This is a genomic window from Streptomyces lateritius, from assembly GCF_014649715.1.
Taxonomy (GTDB): domain Bacteria; phylum Actinomycetota; class Actinomycetes; order Streptomycetales; family Streptomycetaceae; genus Streptomyces; species Streptomyces lateritius.
This window is the reverse complement of record NZ_BMTO01000017.1, coordinates 128658-150587: the sequence shown is the minus strand read 5'-3', so window position 1 is coordinate 150587 and position 21930 is coordinate 128658. Positions and strand designations below refer to the sequence as shown.

Here is a 21930-nt window from a genome sequence, read left to right as displayed (position 1 = left end):
AGGGCGCTGCCCGCCACGGCCCGGGCCAAATCGGGTGAGGAAAGTTGTGAGCAGGGTGTTTTCGCAGGTCAGCAAGACGATCAGGAGTGCGGGGTAAGGGGACGTGCACATCGTCATCATGGGCTGCGGGCGAGTGGGAGCCGCTCTCGCGCAGACCCTGGAGCAGCAGGGGCACACCGTGGCCGTCGTGGACCAGGACCCGACGGCTTTCCGCCGTCTGGGCTCCGGCTTCGGCGGTCGCCGCGTGACCGGCGTCGGCTTCGACCAGGACACGCTGCGTGAGGCCGGGATCGAGGAGGCGGGTGCCTTCGCCGCCGTCAGCAGCGGCGACAACTCCAACATCATCGCGGCGCGGGTCGCGCGCGAGATGTTCGGCATCGAGAACGTGGCCGCGCGGATCTACGACCCCCGGCGCGCCGAGGTCTACCAGCGGCTCGGCATCCCGACCGTCGCCACGGTCCGCTGGACCGCCGACCAGATGCTCCGGCGGCTGCTGCCCTCCGGCGCGGAGCCCCTGTGGACCGACCCGAGCGGCGGTGTGCAGCTCGCCGAGGTGCACACGTCCTCGGCGTGGATCGGGCACAAGGTCAGCAGGCTGCAGGACGAGACGGGCGTGCGCGTGGCGTTCCTCACCCGGCTGGGCGAGGCGATCATCCCGTCCTCGCAGACGGTGCTGCAGGAGGGCGACCTCGTGCACGTGATGATGCGTACGGACGAGATCGCGAAGGTCGAGGCGGCCTTCGCCGAGGGGCCTGAGGAGGGCGGTCACTGATGCGTGTCGCTATTGCGGGCGCGGGTGCGGTGGGCCGTTCCATCGCCGGCGAGCTCCTGGAGAACGGGCACGAGATCCTCCTGATCGACAAGGCGCCGACCGCCATCTCGGTGGAGCGGGTGCCGCAGGCGGAGTGGCTGCTGGCCGACGCCTGTGAGATCACGTCGCTGGACGAGGCGGCGCTGCAGCGCTGCAACGTGGTGATCGCGGCCACCGGCGACGACAAGGTGAACCTGGTCGTCTCGCTGCTGGCGAAGACGGAGTACGGCGTGCCGCGCGTGGTCGCCCGCGTGAACAACCCCAAGAACGAGTGGCTCTTCAACGAGTCGTGGGGCGTGGACGTCGCCGTGTCGACGCCGCGCCTGATGTCCGCGCTGGTGGAGGAGGCGGTGAGCGTCGGCGACCTGGTCCGGCTGCTGCGCTTCAGCCACGGTGACGCGAACCTCGTGGAGCTGACGCTTCCGCCGGAGTCGGCGATCGCGGGGACGCAGGTGGGCGACGTGGCCTGGCCGCAGGACACCTCGCTGGTGACGATCATCCGCGGCTCGCGGGTCCTGACCCCGAGCCCGGAGGAGACCTTGGAGGCGGGCGACGAGCTCCTCTTCGTGGCCGCCCAGGCGCGCGAGGAGCAGCTGGAGGACCTGCTGTCGGTCCGCCGGCCGGAGGGCTCGTCCGCGAGCTGACAGGTTCAGCGGATACGGGAAGGGCCCGGGACCTCGCGAGGTCCCGGGCCCTTCCCGTATCCGTACCGTAGTACCGGCCGTACGTACGTCCTGGAGCTACGCCTCCGGCTGCTGGGCCGCGGCCGCCTTGCGGGCCTTCTCGGCCTCCTCCTCCGCCTCCATCTCGGCGAAGACGTCGATCGGCGGCGGGGCCTTCGCCAGGAAGACCCAGGTCAGGTACACCGCGAGCAGGAAGGGTGGGATCTTGAGCGCGACCAGGACCCAGCCGAACTTGGTCGTGTCGGCCCACCAGTACATCGGGAAGAGGATCGCGCACTTGCCGAGCAGGATCAGGCCCCACGCCCAGCTCGCCTTCGCGTACGCCTTCTTACGGCCGGGGTTGCGGGTCCGCCAGGAGAGGTTCTCCTTGAAGACCGGGCCCAGCATCAGCCCGATCAGCGGGACGCCCGCGAGCGTGGTGATGATGTACGCGAGGGCGAGCCCGAGGGTGTAGAGCATGCCCGGCAGGTAGAAGTCCTTGGCGTTGCCGGTCATCATCGCGAAGACGACACCGAACGCCACGCCGAAGACCCCGCTGAACGCGTGCTTGACGGTGTCCCGGCGGACCAGCCGGACGGCGACGAGGACCAGCGAGACGGCCAGCGCGGCGATCGCCGAGAGGTGCAGGTCCTTGTTGATCGTGAAGATCGTGACGAACAGCAGGCCGGGCAGGACCGTCTCGACCATGCCTCGTACGCCGCCGAAGGCTTCGAAGAGCGCGGCCTCGGTGACCTCCTTCGAGGCCTGGGCGTCCTGATCCGTCGTCGTCGGCTTGTCGAGAGACGTCACCGGCTACTCCTGTCCGAGCGGTCGGAGCTCGTATTTGGGGTTGAAGAGGACCCGCCGGCCGTGGCTCATGGAGATCCGGCCGGAGGCGATCATTTTGCGGCCGGGCTCGATGCCCACGATGGAACGCCGGCCCAGCCACACCACGTCCAGCGGGGCCGTGCCGTCGAACAGCTCGGCCTCGAGGGCCGGAACACCGGCCCGCGGACGCAGAGTGACCGTGCGCAAGGTACCAGTCACCTTGACTATCTGGCGGTCGGAGCAGTCGCAGATGCGCGTGCACCCGGACGCCTCGGTGTCCTCCTGGAGCTCTACGGACTCCAGTTCCTCCTGAGAGGTGGACAGCCGGTCGAGCATCCGGCGGAACCGTCCGGCCGGCTTCTCTGTACGCGGTGCAGCACTCATACAGAAAGCGTACCGGCCACCGCCGAAAGGGAAACGGGCGCTCCGGACAACCCCGACGGGGTCCCTCCGGGCGACGCCGACGAGGCCGCTGCCGAGGCAGTCCCGGGCAGTCCGATCAGTGCTCGAAGCGGTAGCCCATGCCCGGCTCGGTGACGAAGTGCCGCGGGTGCGAGGGGTCGGCCTCCAGCTTGCGCCGCAGCTGCGCCATGTACACCCGCAGATAGTTCGTCTCGGTGCCGTACGAAGGGCCCCAGACCTCCTGGAGGAGCTGCTTCTGGCTGACGAGGCGCCCGCTGTTGCGGACCAGCACTTCGAGGAGGTGCCATTCGGTGGGGGTGAGGCGGACGTCGCGCCCGTCGCGGTGGACCTTCTTCGCGGCGAGGTCGACCGTGAAGCCCTCGGTCTCCACCATCACCGCGCCGTCCTCGCCGCCGCCGACCGGCTCGGCCCTGCGGACCGCGGCGCGCAGCCGGGCCAGGAGCTCGTCCATCCCGAAGGGCTTGGTGACGTAGTCGTCGGCGCCCGCGTCGAGCGCCTCGACCTTCTCGTCGGAGGTCTGCCGGGCCGAGAGCACCAGGATCGGCACCCGGGTCCAACCGCGCAGCCCCTTGATGACCTCGACGCCGTCGACGTCGGGCAGTCCGAGGTCGAGGACGATCACGTCGGGATGGCGCTCGGCGGCCAGCCGAAGGGCGGTGGCGCCGTCGGGCGCGGAGTCCACCTCGTACTTCCGCGCCTTGAGGTTGATCACCAGCGCGCGGACGATCTGCGGTTCGTCGTCGACGACGAGGACCCGGGTCATCGAAGGCGTCCTTCTCTCTGTCTGTCTTCGTCTGTCTCCCGACAGACCTTCCGGCGGTCCGGCGTCGGGGTCATCGCGGTTGTCGGGGTCATCAAAGTCGGGTGGCGGCATGGGCGGGCAGTGCGGGGGCCGGTGGCAGCTGCCTGGTCACGGCCTTGAGGGTGAGGGTCATGGTCAGCCCGCCGCCGGGGGTGTCCTCCGCGGTGATGGTGCCGCCCATGGCCTCCACGAAGCCGCGGGCGACCGCGAGGCCGAGTCCGACGCCGGAGCCGCGCGGCGCGTCCCCGAAGCGCTGGAACGGTTCGAAGATGCCGTCCTTGCTCTCCTCGGGCACTCCCGGGCCGCGATCGACGACCCGCACCTCGACCCGGTCGCCGAGGGCGCTCGCGGCGACGACCACGGGCACGCCGGGCGGGCTGTACTTCACCGCGTTCTCGACGATGTTGGCGACGGCCCGTTCCAGGAGGCCCTTGTCGACCTCGACCATCGGCAGGCGCTCGGGGACGTCCAGCTCGGCACTGCCGTCGGGGACGCCGCCGAGCGCCATGGGCACGACCTCGTCCAGGTCGATGGCGCGGATCAGCGGGGTGACGGTGCCGGTCTGGAGCCGGGACATGTCCAGCAGGTTCCCCACGAGCTGGTCGAGCCGGTCGGAGCCCTCCTCGATCCCGGCGAGGAGTTCGGCCCGGTCCTCCTCGGACCAGTCGACGTCGTCCGAGCGCAGGGAGGAGACGGCCGCCTTGATCCCGGCGAGCGGGGTACGCAGGTCATGGCTGACCGCGGCCAGCAGAGACGTACGGATCTTGTTGCCCTCGGCCAGTTTGCGGGCCTCCTCCGCCTCGCCGACGAGCCGCTGCCGGTCCAGTGCCACCGCCGCCTGGGCGGCGAAGGCGCCCAGCACTCGCCGGTCCTCGGCCGGCAGCACCCGGCCCGTCAGCGCGAGCGCCAGGTCCTCGCCGACGGGCATGTCCACGTCCGCGTCCTCGGGCCTGGCGACGGGGCGCGTGCCGACGCTCGCCGCGCAGGTCCACGGCTCCACGTCGCTCGCGCGCTCCAGCAGGGCCACCGACTCCATGGAGAAGGTCTCCCGGACCCGCTCCAGGAGGGCGTCCAGGCTCGACTCCCCGCGCAGCACGCCTCCGGCGAGATAGGACAGCACCTCGGACTCGGCGCGCAGCCGGGCCGCTTGGTGGGTGCGCCGGGCCGCGAGGTCGACCACGGAGGCCACCGCCGCGGCGACGCCGAAGAACACGGCGATGGCGACGATGTTCTTGGGGTCGGCGATGGACAGCCGGTGCAGGGGCGGGGTGAAGAACCAGTTCAGCAGGAAGGAGCCGAACGCGGCCGAGGCCAGCGCGGGGAGGAGTCCGCCGAGCAGGGCGGAGGCGACGGTGAGCGCCAGGAAGAGCAGCATGTCGTTGGCGAGACCGAGGTCGGCGCCGACATGGGTGAGGAGCAGGGTGAGCAGTCCGGGTCCGACGACTCCGGCGAGCCAGCCCCAGATGATCCGGGAGCGGCCGAGCCGGGCGCCTCGGGAGACGGGCAGTCCGCGCCCCTTGGCCACTTCCTCGTGGGTGACGATGTGGACGTCGAGGTCCGGGCCCGACTCGCGGGCGACGGTCTGGCCGACGCCGGGGCCGAGGATGTACTGCCAGGTCTTGCGCCGGCTGGAGCCGAGGACGACCTGGGTCGCGTTGACGCCCCGGGCGAATTCCAGCAGGCCGGAGGGGATGTCGTCGCCTATGACGTGGTGGAACGTTCCGCCGAGATCTTCGACGAGCGTCCGCTGGAGGGCGAGCTCCTTGGGGGAGGCCGCGGTGAGGCCGTCGCTGCGGGCGATGTAGACGGCGAGCACCTCGCCGCCCGCGCCCTTCTCGGCGAGCCGGGTGGCGCGCCGGATGAGGGTACGGCCCTCCGGTCCGCCGGTGAGCCCGACGACGATCCGTTCCCGGGCCTGCCAGGTGGAGCGGATGTTGTGCTCGCCGCGGTACTGCCGGAGGTACTCGTCGACCCGGTCGGCCGTCCACAGCAGGGCGAGCTCGCGCAGCGCGGTGAGGTTCCCCGGCCGGAAGTAGTGGGAGAGGGAGGCGTCGATCCGGTCGGGTTTGTAGATGTTGCCGTGCGCCATCCGGCGGCGCAGCGCCTCGGGCGACATGTCGACCAGCTCGATCTGGTCGGCGCGGCGGACGACCTCGTCGGGGACGGTCTCCTTCTGCCGCACGCCCGTGATCGACTCGACGACGTCGCCGAGCGATTCGAGATGCTGGATGTTGACGGTGGATATGACGTCCATGCCGGCGGCGAGCAGTTCCTCGATGTCCTGCCAGCGCTTGCCGTTGCGGGAGCCGGGCACGTTGGTGTGGGCGAGTTCGTCGACGAGCGCGACGGCCGGGCGGCGGGCCAGGACCGCGTCCACGTCCATCTCGGTGAAGGTGGCGCCCCGGTGGGCGAGGGTGCGTCGCGGGACCTGCTCCAGGCCGTGCAGCATGACCTCCGTGCGGGGACGGTCGTGGTGCTCGACGAAGGCGACGACACAGTCCGTACCGCGCTCGACACGCCGGTGGCCCTCGGAGAGCATCGCGTACGTCTTGCCGACGCCCGGCGCCGCGCCGAGGTAGATCCGTAGCTTGCCGCGTCCCATGGCATGACTTTACGTCCAGCGAATCGGACATCCCGTGCGTGGGGTGAGGGCCGTGGAGCGTCTTGACAGGATCCTGATGCCGGCTCGTCTCCGGGACACGAGGAGCACGACGGCGGGCGCCGCCGGTCAGTGTTCGATGATCTCGCCGTCGCTCAGCTCCAGCACCCGGTCCGCGAGGCCGAGGAGCTGCGCGTCGTGGGTGGCGACGAGGGCCGTGACGCCCTCGCTGCGGACCACCGCGCGCAGGAGTTCCATCACGGCGAGCCCGGTCTCCGCGTCGAGCTGGCCCGTCGGCTCGTCGGCGATCAGCAGGGCGGGCTTGTTGGCGAGGGCGCGGGCGATGGCGACGCGCTGCTGCTGACCGCCCGAGAGCTCGCCGGGGCGCTGGGCCGCGTGGTCGGCGAGGCCGACCAGGGCGAGGAGCAGGGCGACGCGCTCCTCCCGCTCCTCGGGGTCCGCCTTGCGCAGCCGCATGGGTACGCCGACGTTCTCCGCCGCGGTCAGGATCGGGATGAGTCCGAAGGACTGGAAGATGAAGCCGATGCGGTCCCGTCGCAGCTCCAGGAGCCTGTTCTCGCCGAGCTCCGCGAGATCCGTGCCGTCGATGGTGATCCGGCCGTCGTCGGGGCTGTCGAGGCCGCCGACGAGGTTGAGCAGGGTGGTCTTGCCGGAGCCCGAGCGGCCCTTGAGCGCGACGAGCTCACCACGGGGGATGTCGAAGGAGACCCCGCGCAGGGCGTGGACGGCCGCCGCGCCCGTACCGTACGAGCGGTGCAGGTTCTCGACGCGGACCATGGGCCCGCCGGACGGGTCCTCGACCACCACCGTGCCGGAACGCGCGCTGCTCTCACTCACCCTGGTCTCCCCCGCCGTCGAACCTGTGCGCCCGTCAGTATGTGCCGCCCGGGGGCGGTGGTGCCAGGGAACGCCGGAAGATCGGCCGCGCGAGATCGGGCGCTTGAAAGCAGGCGCGTGAAAGCAGGCGCGTGAAAGCAGGCGCGTGAGATCGGGCCGCCAAGAAGATCGTGCCGCCGGAAGATCCCGTTTCGCAAACGGCCGGTGGGCCGCCTCCCGTGCCTGAGGCACGGGGTGGCGGCCCACCGGTCATGGTCGGAAAACCTGTGTCAGCGGACCTCGGTGATCTCCGGTCCGCGCTGGAGCTGGCCCATGCCTCCGGAGAAGCGCGAGCCTTCCTGCTCCTCCTGCTGGACGCCGTCGGGCACCATCTGGGCATCGTTCGGGAGCTTGAGGACGATCGGGTCGCGCGGGGCCATGGGGCCCTCGCCACGGACCACGACGGTGTCCCGGACGATCTGCTCCAGAAGACCGGCCGCCTCCGGCTGTACCGCGCCCTGGCCGGAGATCACTCCGCGCAGGAACCAGCGGGGCCCGTCGACGCCCACGAAACGCACCAGCTGTACGCCGCCGGTGCCGTCGGGCAGCTGCACCGGGACCTGGGCCCGCAGCTCCCAGCCCAGCGGGCCCTCGACCTCGTCGATGACACCACCCTGCTGGGTGATGCCGCTGGCGATCTCCTCGCGGACCTCTCCCCAGATGCCTTCCTTCTTCGGTGCGGCGAACGCCTGCAGCTGCACGGCGCTGTCGCGCAGGACGACGGTGGCCGCGACGATCGCGTCGCCCGCCACCTCGACCCGCAGTTCCATGCCCTCGACTCCGGGCACGAACATGCCGCCCAGGTCGACCCGGCCGTCCTCCGGCCTGGAGACCTCGGAGATGTCCCACGGTCCGTCGGGCCGCGGCGCCGGCGGAAGGTTCACCCGACGCGGCGCACCGGCCGTGTCGTCAGTGTCGACCGCGTCGACGACCTGCTCGGCCTCGCCCGCTGCGTCCTCAGCGGCACCGCTCTTCTTGCGACGTCCGAACACGTCACTGTCCTTCCCGGTCGGATACGACCGAAGCGTATCGATTCCCACCCGTTGTGCCGTCTGTGCCGTCCACGGCGGCATGACCGCCGGTGGAACCGAAGCCCCCCTCGGCCCGCGCCGAGCCGGGAAGCTCCGCCACCTCGTGGAAGCGGACCTTCTCGACCTGCTGGACGACAAGTTGGGCAATCCGGTCGAACCGTTCGAACCGCACGCTCTCGCGCGGGTCCAGATTGACCACGATCACCTTGATCTCTCCACGGTACCCGGCATCCACCGTCCCCGGGGCATTCACGAGCGCGACTCCGCAGCGAGCGGCCAGCCCCGAGCGCGGGTGCACGAAGGCCGCGTAGCCGTCGGGGAGCGCGATGGAGACCCCGGTGGGCAGCACGGCCCGCTCACCGGGGGCCAGGACCGTCGCCTCGGTGGTCACCAGATCCGCACCGGCGTCGCCGGGATGGCCGTAGGCCGGGATCGGTACGTCCGGGTCCACGCGGCGGATGAGTACGTCGACAGGGTTGCGCATCAGGGGTTCACCTCGAAGGCGCGGGCGCGCCGGACCTGGTCGGGGTCGGACATGGCCGCCTGGATCTCCTCCGGACGTCCGTTGTCGATGAAGTGGTCGACCTTGACCTCGATGAAGAGGGCGTCGGCGCGGACGGCGACGGGGCCGTCGGGCCCGCCGATCCGGCCGGTGACGGTCGAGTAGATCTTGCGCCCGTGCACGGCGGTGACCTCGGCCTCCAGGTGCAGGACGGTGCCGACCGGGACGGGCCGCGCGAAGTCGGTCTCGAGCCGGCCGGTGACGGCGATGACCCGCAGCAGCCAGTTCAGGGAGCCGAGGGTCTCGTCGAGCGCGGTGGCGAGGACGCCGCCATGCGCGAGGCCGGGGGCGCCCTGATGGTCGGGGGTCACGGTGAACTCGGCGGTGACCGTCACGCCCTCGCCGGCCCGGGCCTCCAGATGGAGCCCGTGGGGCTGTCCGCCGCCGCACCCGAAGCAGTGCTCATAGTGCGCGCCGAGCAGCTCGCCGGGGGCGGGCGCGTCGGGGTGACGTACCGGCGGTATGGCGTCGGCCGGCGGGGTGAGGGCGGCAGATGTTGCAGTCACAGCCGCAGACCTTACCCGCGCGGGTAGGGGCAGGTCGCGCCGTGCCAAGCTTGGACGCATGCAGCCTTCCGTACCGTCCTCCGCGCCGCGCTTCGACGAACGTCTGACCGCTCCCCGCTCCTGGTGGGTCATCACGGCTCTGCTGGGGCTGTCCGGCGGTCTGGTGATGTTCCCGCTGGGGACGGTTCCGATGTTCGGCGGTGTGATCGCGGCCGGCGCGCTGGCGGCCGTGGTCGTCTCTTCGTACGGTTCCGCGCGCATCCGGGTCGTGGCGGGTTCGCTGGTCGCGGGCGACGCGCGGATCCCGGTGTCGGCGCTGGGGGCGCCCGAGGCGCTGGACGCGGAGGAGGCGCGCGCCTGGCGCACGTTCAAGGCCGACCCGCGCGCGTTCATGCTGCTGCGCAGCTACGTCCCCGGCGCCGTCCGCGTCGAGGTGACGGACCCGGCTGATCCGACGCCGTACGTCTATCTGTCCAGCCGTGACCCGGAGGGCCTGGTGGCCGCCCTGGAGGCGGCCCGGGCGGACGCGCAGAGCCCGGGCGCGGAAAGCGCGGACGCGCGGGGCGTGGTTACGCAGGCCCGGAAGCCGACGGCCTAGAAGCCGATCTCCTTGGGGTTCTCGGGCTGCTCCAGCGGGGGCAGCCCCTCCAAAGCGTCCCAGGGGACCTGGCGACGGCGCAGATCCTTGCGGACGAGGTCGGCGAGCTTCTTGGTGTCGCGACGGTTCATCAGCGCTCCGACCGCGGCCCCGACCATGAACGGCATCAGGCTGGGCAGATTGCGCACCATGCGCTTCATGATCTGCTGGCGCAGTTCACGCTTGAGCTGACCGCCGAGCGCCGCGTTGACGGTGGTGGGGCGGGTGGGGTCGATGCCCCGTTCCTCGGTCCAGGCGGTGAGATAGGCCGTGGAGCGCTGGGCGAGCGTGCCGGGCGGCCGCACTCCGTACACCTCGTGCAGTTCGGCGACGAGCTTGAGCTCGATCGCCGCGACTCCGGTGATCTCCGCCGCGAGCTCGGCCGGCATCGCGGGTGGCACGGGGAGCATCGCGGCGGCTCCGACGCCCGCGCCGACGGTCGAGCTGGCGTTGGCGGCGCCGGCGACGAGTTTGTCGGCGATCTGCTCGGGGCCGAGCCCCGGGAACTGCCTGCGCAGGGTCGCCAGATCCCGGACCGGTACCCGGGGGGCGATCTCGATGAGTCGGTCGGCGAGATGACCGAGCCCGGCTTTGGCGCTCTCGCCGCCACGCTTCACGCCGCGTTTGACGGCGTCGATCCGCGCGCGGTCGAGTTTCATGCGGTCGAACTGTGCGCGCGCCGGGCCGACGGCGCGCTGGACGGCGCCGCGACGGCGCCCGCCGTGCGGGGCCTCCCGTTCCGCCTGATCCGACGCCGTGGCCGCCTCGAGCGAGGCCGAGGGGCCTCGCTCGTCGTCACGTGCGCCGAGGGAGGGCAGGGGGGCGGTGTGCTCGGCTCCGGGAGCCTCGTGGGCACCCTCGGTCGGGCCTGGACCGCCCTGATGCGCCTCCGGCTCACCTGCGAGCCGGAAGCGCCGCTTCCGAGACGGTGTGTCGCCTGCCACGGCCGACCGATCTCAGTCGCAGTCGCGGCAGATCGGCTGACCGTTCTTCTCCCGAGCCAGCTGGCTGCGGTGGTGCACGAGGAAGCAGCTCATGCAGGTGAACTCGTCGGCCTGCTTGGGCAGGACCCGTACGGCGAGCTCCTCGTTCGACAGATCGGCGCCCGGCAGCTCAAGACCTTCGGCGGCCTCGAACTCGTCGACGTCGACCGTCGAGGTCGACTTGTCGTTCCGGCGGGCCTTCAGTTCCTCAAGGCTGTCGGAATCGACGTCGTCATCGGTCTTGCGTGGGGTGTCGTAATCCGTTGCCATGTCGCTCTCCCCCTCTGGGTGGTTGCGGTGTCTCCAGCGCACGTAACGCGTGAGAGGCCGGACTTGTGCCCGACCCGAGGCGGAGATTTTGCCTCACATCAAGGTCTGTTACTCAATCGACACCCAATCCGCTCTCTCATGAGTGACCGGCTTTGGGTGGCGAACGGGACCGTACACGGTCCCTCTACCGTCCTTCACGGGCGCCACCCCGTGTACTTCCCGCCATCCGGACCCCCGGAAACCCGGACTTTTCCTGGTTTTCCGATGGAATTCTCGATCACGGAGAGTAGAGAGACGGATGCACGTTCCTGTGATCGATCACACATGGCCGTCTCAGGAACGGGCCCGAAGATTCCGCGCAAAGCGAACGGAACCGGCTGGTACCCGAAGTGTGTCAGATCGGGAGAGTGACACGCATCACGAGACCACCGCCTTCGCGAGGCTCCGCGATGATACGGCCGCCGTGGGCCCGCGCGACGGAGCGGGCGATCGACAGGCCGAGACCCACGCCCCTGTCGCTGCCGGTCCGCTCCTGCCGCAGCCTTCTGAACGGCTCGAAGAGGTTGTCGATCTCGTACGCGGGAACCACGGGACCCGTGTTCGAGACCACCAGGACCGCCTGGCCGTGCTCGGTCTCGGTGGTGACCTCCACCCAGCCGTCCTCCGGGACGTTGTACCGGACGGCGTTCTGGACCAGGTTCAGCGCGATCCGCTCCAGGAGGACGCCGTTGCCCTGGACGACCGCGGGCGCCCGCTCACCGCGGATCTCCACGCCCTTGGCCTCGGCCTCACCGTGCAGCTGGTCGATGGCGCGCGAGGCGACCTCGGCGAGGTCGACGGGCTTCCGCTCGACGATCTGGTTGTCGCTCCGGGCGAGCAGCAGCAGGCCTTCCACGAGCTGCTCACTGCGCTCGTTGGTGGCGAGCAGCGTCTTGCCGAGCTGCTGCAGCTCCACGGGCGCCCCGGGGTCCGAGAGGTGGACCTCCAGGAGGGTGCGGTTGATCGCCAGCGGGGTGCGCAGCTCGTGCGAGGCGTTCGCCACGAACCGCTGCTGGGCGGTGAAGGCCCGCTCCAGCCGGTCGAGCATCTCGTCGAAGGTGTCGGCCAGCTCCTTCAGCTCGTCGTCGGGGCCGTCCAGCTCGATGCGCCGGGCGAGGTCCGACCCGGCCACCTGGCGGGCGGTACGGGTGATCCGGCCCAGCGGCGACAGGACGCGGCCCGCCATGGCGTACCCGAAGGCGAAGGCGATGATGCTCAGTCCGAGGAGGGCGAAGAGCGAGCGGCGCAGCAGGTCGTCGAGCGCCAGGTCACGCTGGTACTGGAGACAGGCCGAGACGGCCTGGTGGAGCTGGTCGCCGGTGCCCGAGGCGGGCAGCCTGCACCAGGACGTGGTGGGCTGGACCGTGCCGCTGACCACCTTGAAGGGCAGTTCCGAGGCGCTGTCGCCCAGCGCCTGCGCGGTGAAGAGGTAGATGATCGACAGCAGCAGGATGCCGGCGATCAGGAACATCCCGCCGTACAGCAGCGTGAGCCGTATGCGGATCGTCGGGCGCAGCAGGGGCCTGACGGGGTCCCTGGGGTCCCAGGTGGGCTTCGGAGGCGCCTGAGGGGGCGCGGGAGTCGCGGCCACCGGGGGATCAGATCCGGTAGCCGGAGCCGGGGACGGTGACGATGACGGGCGGCTCGCCCAGCTTGCGGCGCAGGGTCATCACCGTGACCCGTACGACGTTGGTGAACGGGTCGGTGTTCTCGTCCCAGGCCTTCTCCAGGAGCTGCTCGGCCGAGACGACCGCGCCCTCGCTGCGCATCAGCACCTCCAGGACCGCGAACTCCTTCGGCGCGAGCTGGACCTCCTTGCCGTCGCGGAAGACCTCGCGGCGGTTGGGGTCGAGCTTGATGCCGGCGCGCTCCAGGACGGGCGGCAGCGGCACGGTGGTGCGCCGGCCGAGGGCCCGCACGCGCGCGGTGAGCTCGGTGAAGGCGAAGGGCTTGGGGAGGTAGTCGTCGGCTCCGAGCTCCAGGCCCTCGACGCGGTCGCTGACGTCGCCGGAGGCGGTGAGCATCAGGACGCGGGTGGGCATGCCGAGTTCGACGATCTTGCGGCAGACGTCGTCGCCGTGGACCAGGGGGAGGTCCCGGTCGAGGACGACCACGTCGTAGTCGTTCACCCCGACGCGTTCCAGGGCGGCGGCGCCGTCGTACACGACGTCGACGGCCATGGCCTCCCGGCGCAGTCCGGTGGCCACCGCATCGGCGAGCAGCTGCTCGTCCTCGACGACGAGTACGCGCACGTCGTAATTCCTTCCTGCGAGCCCTCGTCCTCGCCTGTTCTCGGCGTGGACGAGGGCGGTTCCTGAGCACGGACTGTGCGCGTCCATCCTGCCCCGTACGCGCGTAAACCGGCTGTAAGGCGGCGTGCGGCCGACGGCACGCGGGTAGGGGAGGGTCGGGGCGTGGGAAGAATTCACCTGGATCACGGGCCAGTTGAGGTTTCTGTGAGGAACCTCCCGGGGAGGACGTCTGCACACCCCGCGATCACGCTCTGTTTCGTGCACGCCACGAGCCGCTCTGTCCCCCCAGAGGTTGCAGTGAGTGATCGATCCACCCTCGGCACACCCCCGTGCCACCGACCCATGACGAGGGGGCGCACGATGGACGCTTTCACCGCAGGACTCCTGCAGCGCATCAGGACGGCGCAGACCGACCTCACACGGGCGCGCGAGACGGGCGACGACTTCCTCGCGGACGTCGAGCAGGCCGAGCTCGACGACCTGCACCGCCTGGCCGCCGAGCACGGCGTGGAGGTCGGCGCCGCCAGCGCCTGACCCCTGACGTGAGGGGCCCCGATGCCGTCGGCGTCGGGGCCCCTTCGGTGTCCGGGCCGCTCCGTCCCGGCGAAGGCGGCGAGACGTCCGCCGCCCCGCGCGCGGCCGTCAGTCGTGCCAGGCGCCCGACTCCTCCAGAAGCTCCTGGAGCGGCTCGAAGACGCCGGGCGGGGCCGCGACCACCAGCTCGCCCGAGGGGCGCTCACCGGGCCGCCCACCCGTCAGGGCGCCCGCCTCCCGGGCGATCAGGTCGCCCGCCGCCAGGTCCCACGGGTTGAGTCCGCGTTCGTAGTAGCCGTCGAGGCGGCCCGCGGCGACGTCGCACAGGTCGATGGCGGCGGAGCCGCCGCGGCGGATGTCGCGCACTCGGGGCACAAGGTGCCGGGCGACCTCGGCCTGACGGGCCCGGCGGGTCTGGACGTAGGCGAACCCGGTGGAGATCAGGGCCTGGTCCAGCGGGGCCGGCGCACGCACGGTGAGCCGGCGCTCGCCGGCGTACGCGCCGCCGCCGAGCACCGCGTGGTACGTCTCGCGGCGCATCGGCGCCTCGACCACCCCGACGAGCGTCTCGCCGTCGCGCTCGGCGGCGATGGAGACGGCCCAGGTCGGCAGGCCGTAGAGATAGTTCACGGTGCCGTCGAGCGGGTCGATCACCCAGCGGACGCCGCTGGAACCGGGGCTGGATGCGCCCTCCTCGCCGAGGAAGCCGTCGTCGGGACGGTGCTCGGCGAGGAAGCCGGTGATCAGCTTCTCGGCGGCGATGTCCATCTCCGTGACGACGTCGATCGGGCTGGACTTGGTCCTGGCCACGGCCAGGTCGTCCGGCCGCCCGTCGCGCAGCAGCGCGCCGGCCCTGCGCCCGGCTTCCAGGGCGAGGGCGAGCAGCTCGGCCCCCAGCGGGTCGGCCGACCGAGGGAGGGTCGGCGGGGAATCGGCCGACAGGGGGTTCACGGGCTCGGTCACAGGCGCTCCTTAGGCGTACGGACTGTCGGCACCGGCCGCCGCCGGGCGCTCCACCCTGGCGGGGCAGCAGCCGATCGGGCAGAGGTCGTGGGAGGCCCCAAGGGCGCCCAGCGCGCACCGCTCGACCTTGGTTCCGCGCTCGCGGGCGGCGCGCTCCAGGACGAGGTCGCGCACGGCCGCCGCGAAGCGGGGGTCGGCGCCGACGGTCGCCGAGCGACGCACCGGAAGTTTCAGCTCGGCGGCCTTGGCGGTGGCTTCCGTGTCGAGGTCGTAGAGGACCTCCATGTGGTCGGAGACGAAGCCGATCGGGACCATGACGGCGGCCGGGGCCCCGGCCGCGTGCAGCTCCTCCAGGTGGTCGCAGATGTCCGGCTCCAGCCACGGGATGTGGGGGGCGCCGCTGCGGGACTGGTAGACGAGCTTCCAGGGGTGGTCGGCGCCGGTCTCCTCACGGACCGCGTCGACGATCAAGCGGGCCACGTCCAGGTGCTGCTTCACATAGGCGCCGCCGTCGCCGTGCTCACCGACGGGACCGGAGGTGTCGGCCGCCGAGTCGGGGATGGAGTGGGTGGTGAAGGCGAGGTGCGCGCCGGCGCGGACCGGCTCGTCGAGCTCGGCCAGCGAGGCGAGGACACCTTCGACCATGGGCCGGACGAAGCCGGGGTGGTTGAAGTAGTGCCGGAGCTTGTCGACCCGGGGCAGCGGCAGACCCTCGGCCTCCAGCTCGGCGAGCGCGTCGGCGAGGTTCTCGCGGTACTGGCGGCAGCCGGAGTAGGAGGCGTACGCGCTGGTGGTGAGGACGGCGATGTGGCGCCTGCCGTCGGTGACCATCTCGCGGAGGGTGTCGGTGAGGTACGGCGCCCAGTTCCGGTTTCCCCAGTAGACCGGCAGATCGAGGCCGGCCCGCTCGAAGTCCGTGCGCAGCGCGTCGAGCAGCGCGCGGTTCTGGTCGTTGATCGGGCTGACGCCGCCGAAGAGGAAGTAGTGCTGCCCCACTTCCTTGAGCCGCTCCTTGGGGATGCCTCGGCCGCGCGTGACGTTCTCCAGGAAGGGGACCACGTCGTCCGGCCCCTCCGGGCCGCCGAAGGAGAGCAGCAGGAGGGCGTCGTACGGGGCGGGATCGTGCTGATCGGACATGGCACCGATCCTCCCACCCGGCGCTGACAGCCGGTGGCGCGGCCCGTCCGAAAATGAAGCTGCCCACATCCAGTTCAACACCGTAGGCTTTAGTAATTAATTACACGTGTTGAGCCGACGCGTGGTGAGCAGATGCCCGGAGATCCTCTTGCCCAGTCCCTATCGCGCGATCTTCGCGGCGCCCGGCACCCGATCGTTCTCGGTGGCCGGCTTCTTCGGCCGTATGCCGCTCTCCATGATGGGCATCGGCATCGTGACCATGATCTCCCAGGTCACCGGGCGGTACGGCCTGGCGGGCGCCCTGTCCGCGGCGCTGGCGATGTCGGCGGCCGTGATGGGCCCGCAGGTCTCCCGGATGGTCGACCGCTACGGGCAGCGGCGGGTGCTGCGTCCGGCGACCCTCGTCTCGCTGGCGGCGGGCGCGGGGCTGCTGATCTGCGTCCAGCAGGAGGCCCCTGACTGGACCCTCTTCGTGTTCACGGCTCTCGTCGGCTGCGTGCCGAGCGTCGGCGCCATGACCCGGGCCCGCTGGGCGGAGATCTACCGGGGCTCGGCGCGCGAGCTGCACACCGCGTACTCCTGGGAGTCGATCGTCGACGAGGTGTGCTTCATCTTCGGCCCGATCATCTCCATCGGCCTGTCGACCGTCTGGTTCCCCGAGGCCGGCCCGCTGTTCGCGGGCGTCTTCCTCGCCATCGGCGTCTTCTGGCTGACCTCGCAGCGCGCCACCGAGCCCCGGCCGCACCCCAAGGAGGACCACACCGGCGGTTCCGCCCTGCGCTCCCCCGGCCTGCGGGTGCTCGCGCTCGCCTTCGTCGCCACCGGCGCGATCTTCGGCTCGGTGGACGTGGTGACGGTGGCCTTCGCCGAGGAGGAGGGCCACAAGGCCGCCGCGAGCCTGGTGCTCGCGGTCTATGCGCTGGGCTCCTGCCTGGCCGGCGCCGTCTTCGGACTGCTCCACCTGAAGGGCGAACCGTCCCGCAGGTGGCTCCTGGGTGTCTGCGCGATGGCCGTGAGTATGATCCCCCTCCTACTGGCCGGGAACCTGCCGTTGCTGGCCGTGGCGCTCTTTGTCGCGGGCCTGTCCATCGCACCGACGATGGTGACCACCATGGCCCTCGTCGAAGCGCACGTACCTCGCACCAAGCTGACCGAGGGCATGACCTGGACAGGGACCGGGCTCGCCATCGGGGTGGCGCTCGGCTCCTCGGCCGCCGGCTGGGTCGTCGACGCGTCGGGGGCGGAGGCGGGGTACGTGGTGCCCGTCGTCTCGGGCGCGCTCGCGGTCGCGGTGGGGCTCCTGGGGTACCGCCGGCTGCGCAGGCCGGTGCCGACTGGGGAGGGGCAGCGTGAGCGGGACCACAACGACGAACGCCAGGACGGCGAGCAGCCCGTGGCGTAACTGGGCGGGCAATGTCACTTCCCGTCCCGCACGGGAGGTGAGCCCGGCCTCGGCGGAGGAGCTCGCCGAGGCCGTGCGGAAGGCCGCGGAGGACGGGCTGCGGGTGAAGACGGTCGGGACCGGCCACTCCTTCACCTCGATCGCCGCCACGGACGGCGTGTTGATCCGACCGGACCTGCTGACGGGGATCCGGCGGGTCGACCGCGAGGCCATGACCGTCACCGTGGAGGCGGGCACTCCGCTGAAGCGGCTCAACGTGGCGCTGGCCCGGGAGGGCCTGTCGCTCACGAACATGGGCGACATCATGGAGCAGACGGTCGCCGGAGCCACCTCGACCGGCACGCACGGCACGGGCCGCGACTCCGCCTCGATCGCCGCCCAGATCCGCGAGCTGGAACTGGTCACGGCCGACGGACGGCTGATGACCTGTTCCGAGAAGGAGCATCCGGAGGTCTTCGCCGCCGCCCGGATCGGGCTCGGCGCGCTCGGCGTCGTCACCGCGATCACCTTCGCCGTGGAGCCGGTCTTCCTGCTCACCGCGCGCGAGGAGCCGATGACCTTCGACCGGGTCACCTCGGAGTTCGACGCGATGCACGCCGAGAACGAGCACTTCGAGTTCTACTGGTTCCCCCACACGGACAACTGCAACACCAAGCGCAACAACCGCAGCGCTGGCCCCGCCGCCCCGCCCGGCACGGTCAGCGGCTGGATCGAGGACGAACTGCTCTCCAACGGCCTCTTCCAGGTCGCCTGTTCCCTGGGCCGCGCGGTGCCCCCGGTCATTCCGTCGATCGCCCGGATCTCCAGTCGCGCGCTGTCCGCCCGTACGTACACCGACATCCCGTACAAGGTCTTCACCTCCCCGCGCCGGGTGCGCTTCCTGGAGATGGAGTACGCCCTTCCGCGCGAGGCGGCCGTCGCGGCGCTGCGCGAGCTGAAGGCGATGATCGAACGCTCGCCGCTGAAGGTGAGCTTCCCGGTGGAGGTGCGCACCGCCCCGGCGGACGACATCGCGCTCTCCACGGCCTCGGGCCGGGAGACCGCGTACATCGCCGTGCACCTCTACAAGGGAACGCCCCACCGCGCGTACTTCACCGCGGTGGAGCGCATCATGACGGCGCACGGGGGCCGGCCGCACTGGGGGAAGCTGCACACCCGGGACGCCGCGTACTTCTCCGAGGCCTATCCGCGCTTCGCCGAGTTCACGACGGTGCGGGACCGGCTGGATCCGGACCGGCTGTTCGCCAACGACTACCTGCGCCGGGTCCTGGGCGACTGACGGTCACTCGGCCGGCGGGCTCTCCTGTCCACCGGGGCCGGAGGAAGGGGTCCCCGTCGAGGTCGACGTGGAGACCGGGGTCTGCGTGGGCGGGGTGGGTGTGGGGGCGGGCGCCGACGTCCGCGTCGGGTCGGCTCCGTCCTCGGTTCCCGTGTCGCCTCCGGTGGGCCGGGAGGGGGCCGGATCGGGGTCCTGGGTGTCCTGCCCGGTGTGCGCCGACCGGCCGTCGCCCTCCGCCCTGTCGCCCGCTCTCCGGCGTCGGTGCCGGCGTCGGCGTCGGCGTCCCGCCGTTCGCCGGCTCGTCGGTCGACGGTTCGTTCCTGGTGCCGTCGCCGCCGCCCCGGACGGCCGATCCGACGGTCGTGGCCCCCTTCGTACCGCTGAAGTCCTGGTCGGAGATCAGTTCATACGCGGTCACGCCGCCCATCGACACCAGGAAGACGAGCGCGGCTGCGACGGCGGAGCGCCTCCAGCCGCGGACGCGGGTCCCGTGGGTGGACGCCGCTCCGAACTCGTCCACGATCGCGAGGACCTGAGTACGGTCGGGATCGGCGACCGGGCGGTTCCGGGCAACCATGCACCCAGAAAGGACAAATGGGCGAAGCGAATAGTTCCGTTTCTGGTTTTTCTGTGAAGAGTGACACGCGAGAGTGAGGGCGTCGGTGAGTCAACTCCCGCGCCTCCGGAGAAGTTGGGCGGCGCGCCGGTCCACCCAGGTGGTCCGAATGGAGTACTGTGTCGAGCCCTGGGTCCGCGCTCCCGCAAGGGTGCTCGGGGCTACGGGAGGGGGCCGAAGGCGGCACTCGAACCGGCGGCGCCGCGGCACCGCACGGACGCCTGCTGCACAGCGTGACCACCGGTCACGCTGCGTTGCGAAACAGGTAACCGTGCCATAACGGCGTACCAGGGTCCATGCCCGACACGCCGGGCAACTCGGCAAGGTTGTGGCAGGCTGCACCCGGGCAGGCCACACTCGACTAGCGGAAGCAGCGACGCACGTGACGTCGGCAGGCACCACCCGGGAGGTCCCCATGCCCGAACTGCGTGTCGTGGCCGTCTCCAACGACGGCACACGACTGGTGCTGAAGGCTGCTGACAGCACGGAGTACACCCTTCCGATCGACGAGCGGCTGCGCGCCGCCGTGCGCAACGACCGAGCGCGGCTCGGTCAGATCGAGATCGAGGTGGAGAGCCACCTCCGTCCCCGGGACATCCAGGCGCGGATACGTGCCGGAGCCTCCGCGGAGGAGGTCGCCCAGCTCGCCGGGATCCCCGTCGACCGCGTGCGGCGCTTCGAGGGCCCCGTGCTCGCGGAGCGGGCGTTCATGGCGGAGCGGGCCCGCAAGACGCCCGTACGCCGGCCCGGAGAGAACACCGGACCACAGCTCGGCGAGGCCGTGCAGGAGCGACTGCTGCTGCGCGGGGCCGAGAAGGACACCGTGCAGTGGGACTCCTGGCGCCGTGACGACGGCACCTGGGAGGTGCTGCTCGTCTACCGCGTGGCCGGCGAGGTCCACACGGCGAGCTGGACGTACGACCCGCCCAGGCGGCTCGTCCAGGCCGTGGACGACGAGGCGCGCGCGCTGATCGGCGAGACCGACGACACCATCGCCGCCGCGCCCGAGCCGAGCTTCCCGTTCGTGCCGCGGATCGCCCGGCTGCCGCGCGACCGGCCGCTGGACCGCGCCCTGGACCGCCAGCTGGAGCGTGCGCCCGCGCCCGCCCCGGAGCCGGAGGAGGAACGGGACTCGCTGACCAGCCTGCTGGAGGCGGTACCGAGCTTCCGCGGTGACATGGTCGTCCCCGACCGGAACACCGAACCGGTCTCGGCCGAGCCCTGCGACGAACCCGAGGCGGAGGAGCCCCCGGCTCCGGCGGCCTCGGCCGGCGCCGGCTCGGCCTACGCCGACGTCCTGATGCCGCGCGCGGTGTCCGGCCACCGTGACCGCCTGACGGGCACGACGGACCGCCAGGCCGAGGCGGACGGCGTCCGCCCGGGCCGCCGCGCGGCGGTCCCGAGCTGGGACGAGATCGTCTTCGGCACCCGGCGGAAGAAGCAGGACTGACGCTGTACGTAGGGCCGTACGGGAGAGGGGGCCGCGCCGGAAAAAGGTGCGGCCCCCTCTCCGCGGGGCTCCGGGTCGCGCCGGGTTCGGGGCCTACTCAGGGTCGGGGCCCTTGGCCACCGGGCGGGCCGGGTCGCGGGACCACTCCGACCAGGAGCCCGCGTACAGGGCGGCGGGGATGCCCGCGAGCTCCAGGGCGAGAACCTCGTGGGCGCCGGAGACGCCCGAGCCGCAGTAGACGGCTACCTCCTTGTCCGCGATGGCGCCGAGCGCGGAGAATCGGGCCGCCAGGGCCTCCGCCGGCAGGAAGCGGCCCTCCCCGTCCACGTTCTCCGTCGTCGGGGCCGACACCGCACCGGGGATGTGCCCGCCGACCAGGTCGATCGGCTCCACGTCACCCCGGTACCGCTCCGCGGCCCGCGCGTCCAGCAGCAACCCCGCGCCGGCCAGCGCCCCCGCCCCGTCCGCGTCGAGCAGGCCGAGCGCGCCCGGTACGGGGACGAAGTCGCCCGGCTCCGGCCGCGGGACCTCCTGCGACAACTCCCCCGGCCAGACCGCGAGCCCTCCGTCCAGGACGCGTACGTCCTGATGGCCCGTCCAGCGCAGCAGCCACCAGGCGCGGGCCGCGCTCCAGCCGAGCCCGCCGTCGTAGACGACGACCGGTGTGTCCGCCGAGACGCCCGCCCGGCGCATGGTCGCCCCGAAGGCTGCCACGTCGGGCAGCGGGTGCCGCCCACCGGCGCCGGGCGGACCGGCCAGTTCCGCGTCCAGGTCGACGTAGACCGCGCCGGGGAGATGGCCGGCCTCGTACGCGGGCCGTCCGGGCGGGCCGCCGAGCTCCCAGCGGACGTCCAGCAGGACGGGGGGCCTGGCCCCCGCCAGCTCGCTCACGAGTTCGCTTGCGGTGATGATGGGCTTCATGAGTGCCATCCTCGCGCAGCACGCGCCGACGGTGGCCCGAACAGCCGACGAAGAACCGACGGGAATCCCTCCGCGAAACCGGCGGGAAGCCGCCGACAGATCCAGGCATCCTCCTGCGGGATCGCGCCAAAAAGCGGCGCGGCCGTGGCGCGCGACGCGCCCGGTGGTGCGAGCATCGACCCGGGCACGCGAACCGAGGTGTGCGTACGACGGCCGGACGGCGGGTACGGATGCGCCACGGACCCCCCGGGGACCTGGTGTTCCCGCCTCCCTCGCCTCGCACGAGCTCGCGCGCATGCCCTGTCCCCCCGCACGGCCACGACGAT

General features: G+C 71.7%; 22 protein-coding genes. 7 read left to right on the top strand and 15 right to left on the bottom strand.

Annotated features, from left to right (window positions below):
• Positions 1 to 103: 103 nt before the first annotated feature.
• Together IE136_RS29610 and IE136_RS29605 are read left to right on the top strand one after the other, a co-directional pair.
• A complete protein-coding gene (locus tag IE136_RS29610) occupies positions 104 to 772 on the top strand; it encodes a potassium channel family protein (RefSeq protein WP_158991375.1) in 669 nt (222 codons plus the stop codon).
• Positions 772 to 1455, top strand: coding sequence for a potassium channel family protein (locus IE136_RS29605; RefSeq protein ID WP_158991372.1), 684 nt, complete (start codon positions 772 to 774; stop codon positions 1453 to 1455). Before IE136_RS29610 ends, IE136_RS29605 begins: the two co-directional genes overlap by 1 nt.
• A gap of 96 nt (positions 1456 to 1551) precedes the next feature.
• Here the strand turns inward: IE136_RS29605 and IE136_RS29600 are convergent, their stop codons facing one another.
• The 8 genes from IE136_RS29600 to IE136_RS29565 form a co-directional block, all read right to left on the bottom strand.
• A complete protein-coding gene (locus tag IE136_RS29600; RefSeq protein WP_158991370.1) occupies positions 1552 to 2283 on the bottom strand; it encodes a DUF3159 domain-containing protein in 732 nt (243 codons plus the stop codon).
• A 3-nt stretch (positions 2284 to 2286) separates the two neighbouring features.
• Positions 2287 to 2685: an OB-fold nucleic acid binding domain-containing protein gene (locus IE136_RS29595; protein ID WP_189601845.1), complete on the bottom strand. Its 399-nt coding sequence runs from the start codon at positions 2683 to 2685 to the stop codon at positions 2287 to 2289.
• Between the two features lie 115 nt (positions 2686 to 2800).
• Positions 2801 to 3487 carry a response regulator gene (locus tag IE136_RS29590; RefSeq protein WP_189601844.1) on the bottom strand — a complete coding sequence of 229 codons (687 nt, stop codon included), beginning with the start codon at positions 3485 to 3487 and terminating at the stop codon, positions 2801 to 2803.
• A 91-nt stretch (positions 3488 to 3578) separates the two neighbouring features.
• On the bottom strand, positions 3579 to 6128 hold the full coding sequence (locus tag IE136_RS29585; protein ID WP_189601843.1) for an ATP-binding protein: 2550 nt from the start codon (positions 6126 to 6128) through the stop codon (positions 3579 to 3581).
• Between the two features lie 126 nt (positions 6129 to 6254).
• Entirely contained in the window at positions 6255 to 6923 is a 669-nt protein-coding gene (locus IE136_RS29580; protein WP_229819290.1) for an ABC transporter ATP-binding protein, read from the bottom strand.
• A 329-nt stretch (positions 6924 to 7252) separates the two neighbouring features.
• Complete coding sequence (locus IE136_RS29575) at positions 7253 to 8014, bottom strand: DUF3710 domain-containing protein (RefSeq protein ID WP_158991356.1); 762 nt, start codon at positions 8012 to 8014, stop codon at positions 7253 to 7255.
• Position 8015: 1 nt separating this feature from the next.
• On the bottom strand, positions 8016 to 8537 hold the full coding sequence (gene dut / locus IE136_RS29570) for a dUTP diphosphatase (RefSeq protein WP_158991353.1): 522 nt from the start codon (positions 8535 to 8537) through the stop codon (positions 8016 to 8018).
• Positions 8537 to 9121, bottom strand: coding sequence for a PaaI family thioesterase (locus IE136_RS29565; RefSeq protein WP_189601842.1), 585 nt, complete (start codon positions 9119 to 9121; stop codon positions 8537 to 8539). The genes dut and IE136_RS29565 overlap by 1 nt, the downstream gene beginning before the upstream one ends.
• Positions 9122 to 9179: 58 nt before the next feature.
• Here IE136_RS29565 and IE136_RS29560 point away from each other — a divergent pair, with 58 nt between their 5' ends.
• The gene (locus IE136_RS29560; protein ID WP_158991348.1) at positions 9180 to 9719 is read left to right on the top strand and encodes a DUF3093 domain-containing protein; all 540 of its coding nucleotides are present in this window, start codon (positions 9180 to 9182) and stop codon (positions 9717 to 9719) included.
• Here IE136_RS29560 and IE136_RS29555 read toward each other — a convergent pair.
• From IE136_RS29555 to IE136_RS29540, 4 genes are all read right to left on the bottom strand, one after another.
• Positions 9716 to 10702, bottom strand: a complete 987-nt coding sequence (locus IE136_RS29555) for a hypothetical protein (protein WP_158991345.1) — start codon at positions 10700 to 10702, stop codon at positions 9716 to 9718. The two genes, IE136_RS29560 and IE136_RS29555, sit on opposite strands and share 4 nt — an antisense overlap.
• 12 nt (positions 10703 to 10714) lie before the next feature.
• Positions 10715 to 11011 carry a DUF4193 domain-containing protein gene (locus IE136_RS29550; RefSeq protein WP_003955561.1) on the bottom strand — a complete coding sequence of 99 codons (297 nt, stop codon included), beginning with the start codon at positions 11009 to 11011 and terminating at the stop codon, positions 10715 to 10717.
• Between the two features lie 394 nt (positions 11012 to 11405).
• Positions 11406 to 12641 carry a sensor histidine kinase gene (locus tag IE136_RS29545; protein WP_158991342.1) on the bottom strand — a complete coding sequence of 412 codons (1236 nt, stop codon included), beginning with the start codon at positions 12639 to 12641 and terminating at the stop codon, positions 11406 to 11408.
• 7 nt (positions 12642 to 12648) lie between these two features.
• Positions 12649 to 13302 carry a response regulator transcription factor gene (locus IE136_RS29540; protein WP_158991339.1) on the bottom strand — a complete coding sequence of 218 codons (654 nt, stop codon included), beginning with the start codon at positions 13300 to 13302 and terminating at the stop codon, positions 12649 to 12651.
• Between the two features lie 360 nt (positions 13303 to 13662).
• On the opposite strand from IE136_RS29540, the gene IE136_RS29535 reads away from it, so the two are divergent.
• Entirely contained in the window at positions 13663 to 13836 is a 174-nt protein-coding gene (locus tag IE136_RS29535) for a hypothetical protein (protein WP_189601841.1), read from the top strand.
• Between the two features lie 108 nt (positions 13837 to 13944).
• On the opposite strand, the gene IE136_RS29530 is transcribed toward IE136_RS29535, so the two are convergent.
• Both IE136_RS29530 and IE136_RS29525 read right to left on the bottom strand, forming a co-directional pair.
• A complete protein-coding gene (locus tag IE136_RS29530) occupies positions 13945 to 14778 on the bottom strand; it encodes an inositol monophosphatase family protein (RefSeq protein WP_189601861.1) in 834 nt (277 codons plus the stop codon).
• Between the two features lie 30 nt (positions 14779 to 14808).
• Positions 14809 to 15936, bottom strand: coding sequence for a ferrochelatase (locus tag IE136_RS29525; RefSeq protein WP_189601840.1), 1128 nt, complete (start codon positions 15934 to 15936; stop codon positions 14809 to 14811).
• 148 nt (positions 15937 to 16084) lie between these two features.
• Between IE136_RS29525 and IE136_RS29520 the strand changes: the two genes are divergently transcribed.
• From IE136_RS29520 to sepH, 3 genes are all read left to right on the top strand, one after another.
• Positions 16085 to 17338, top strand: a complete 1254-nt coding sequence (locus IE136_RS29520) for an MFS transporter (protein ID WP_158991334.1) — start codon at positions 16085 to 16087, stop codon at positions 17336 to 17338.
• Complete coding sequence (locus IE136_RS29515; protein WP_158991332.1) at positions 17286 to 18617, top strand: D-arabinono-1,4-lactone oxidase; 1332 nt, start codon at positions 17286 to 17288, stop codon at positions 18615 to 18617. The genes IE136_RS29520 and IE136_RS29515 overlap by 53 nt, the downstream gene beginning before the upstream one ends.
• 998 nt (positions 18618 to 19615) lie before the next feature.
• A complete protein-coding gene (gene sepH / locus IE136_RS29510) occupies positions 19616 to 20683 on the top strand; it encodes a septation protein SepH (RefSeq protein WP_158991328.1) in 1068 nt (355 codons plus the stop codon).
• 93 nt (positions 20684 to 20776) lie between these two features.
• Here sepH and IE136_RS29505 read toward each other — a convergent pair whose 3' ends face one another.
• Positions 20777 to 21604 (bottom strand): sulfurtransferase, encoded by an 828-nt coding sequence (locus IE136_RS29505; RefSeq protein ID WP_189601839.1) that lies wholly within the window; start codon positions 21602 to 21604, stop codon positions 20777 to 20779.
• Positions 21605 to 21930 lie beyond the last annotated feature (326 nt).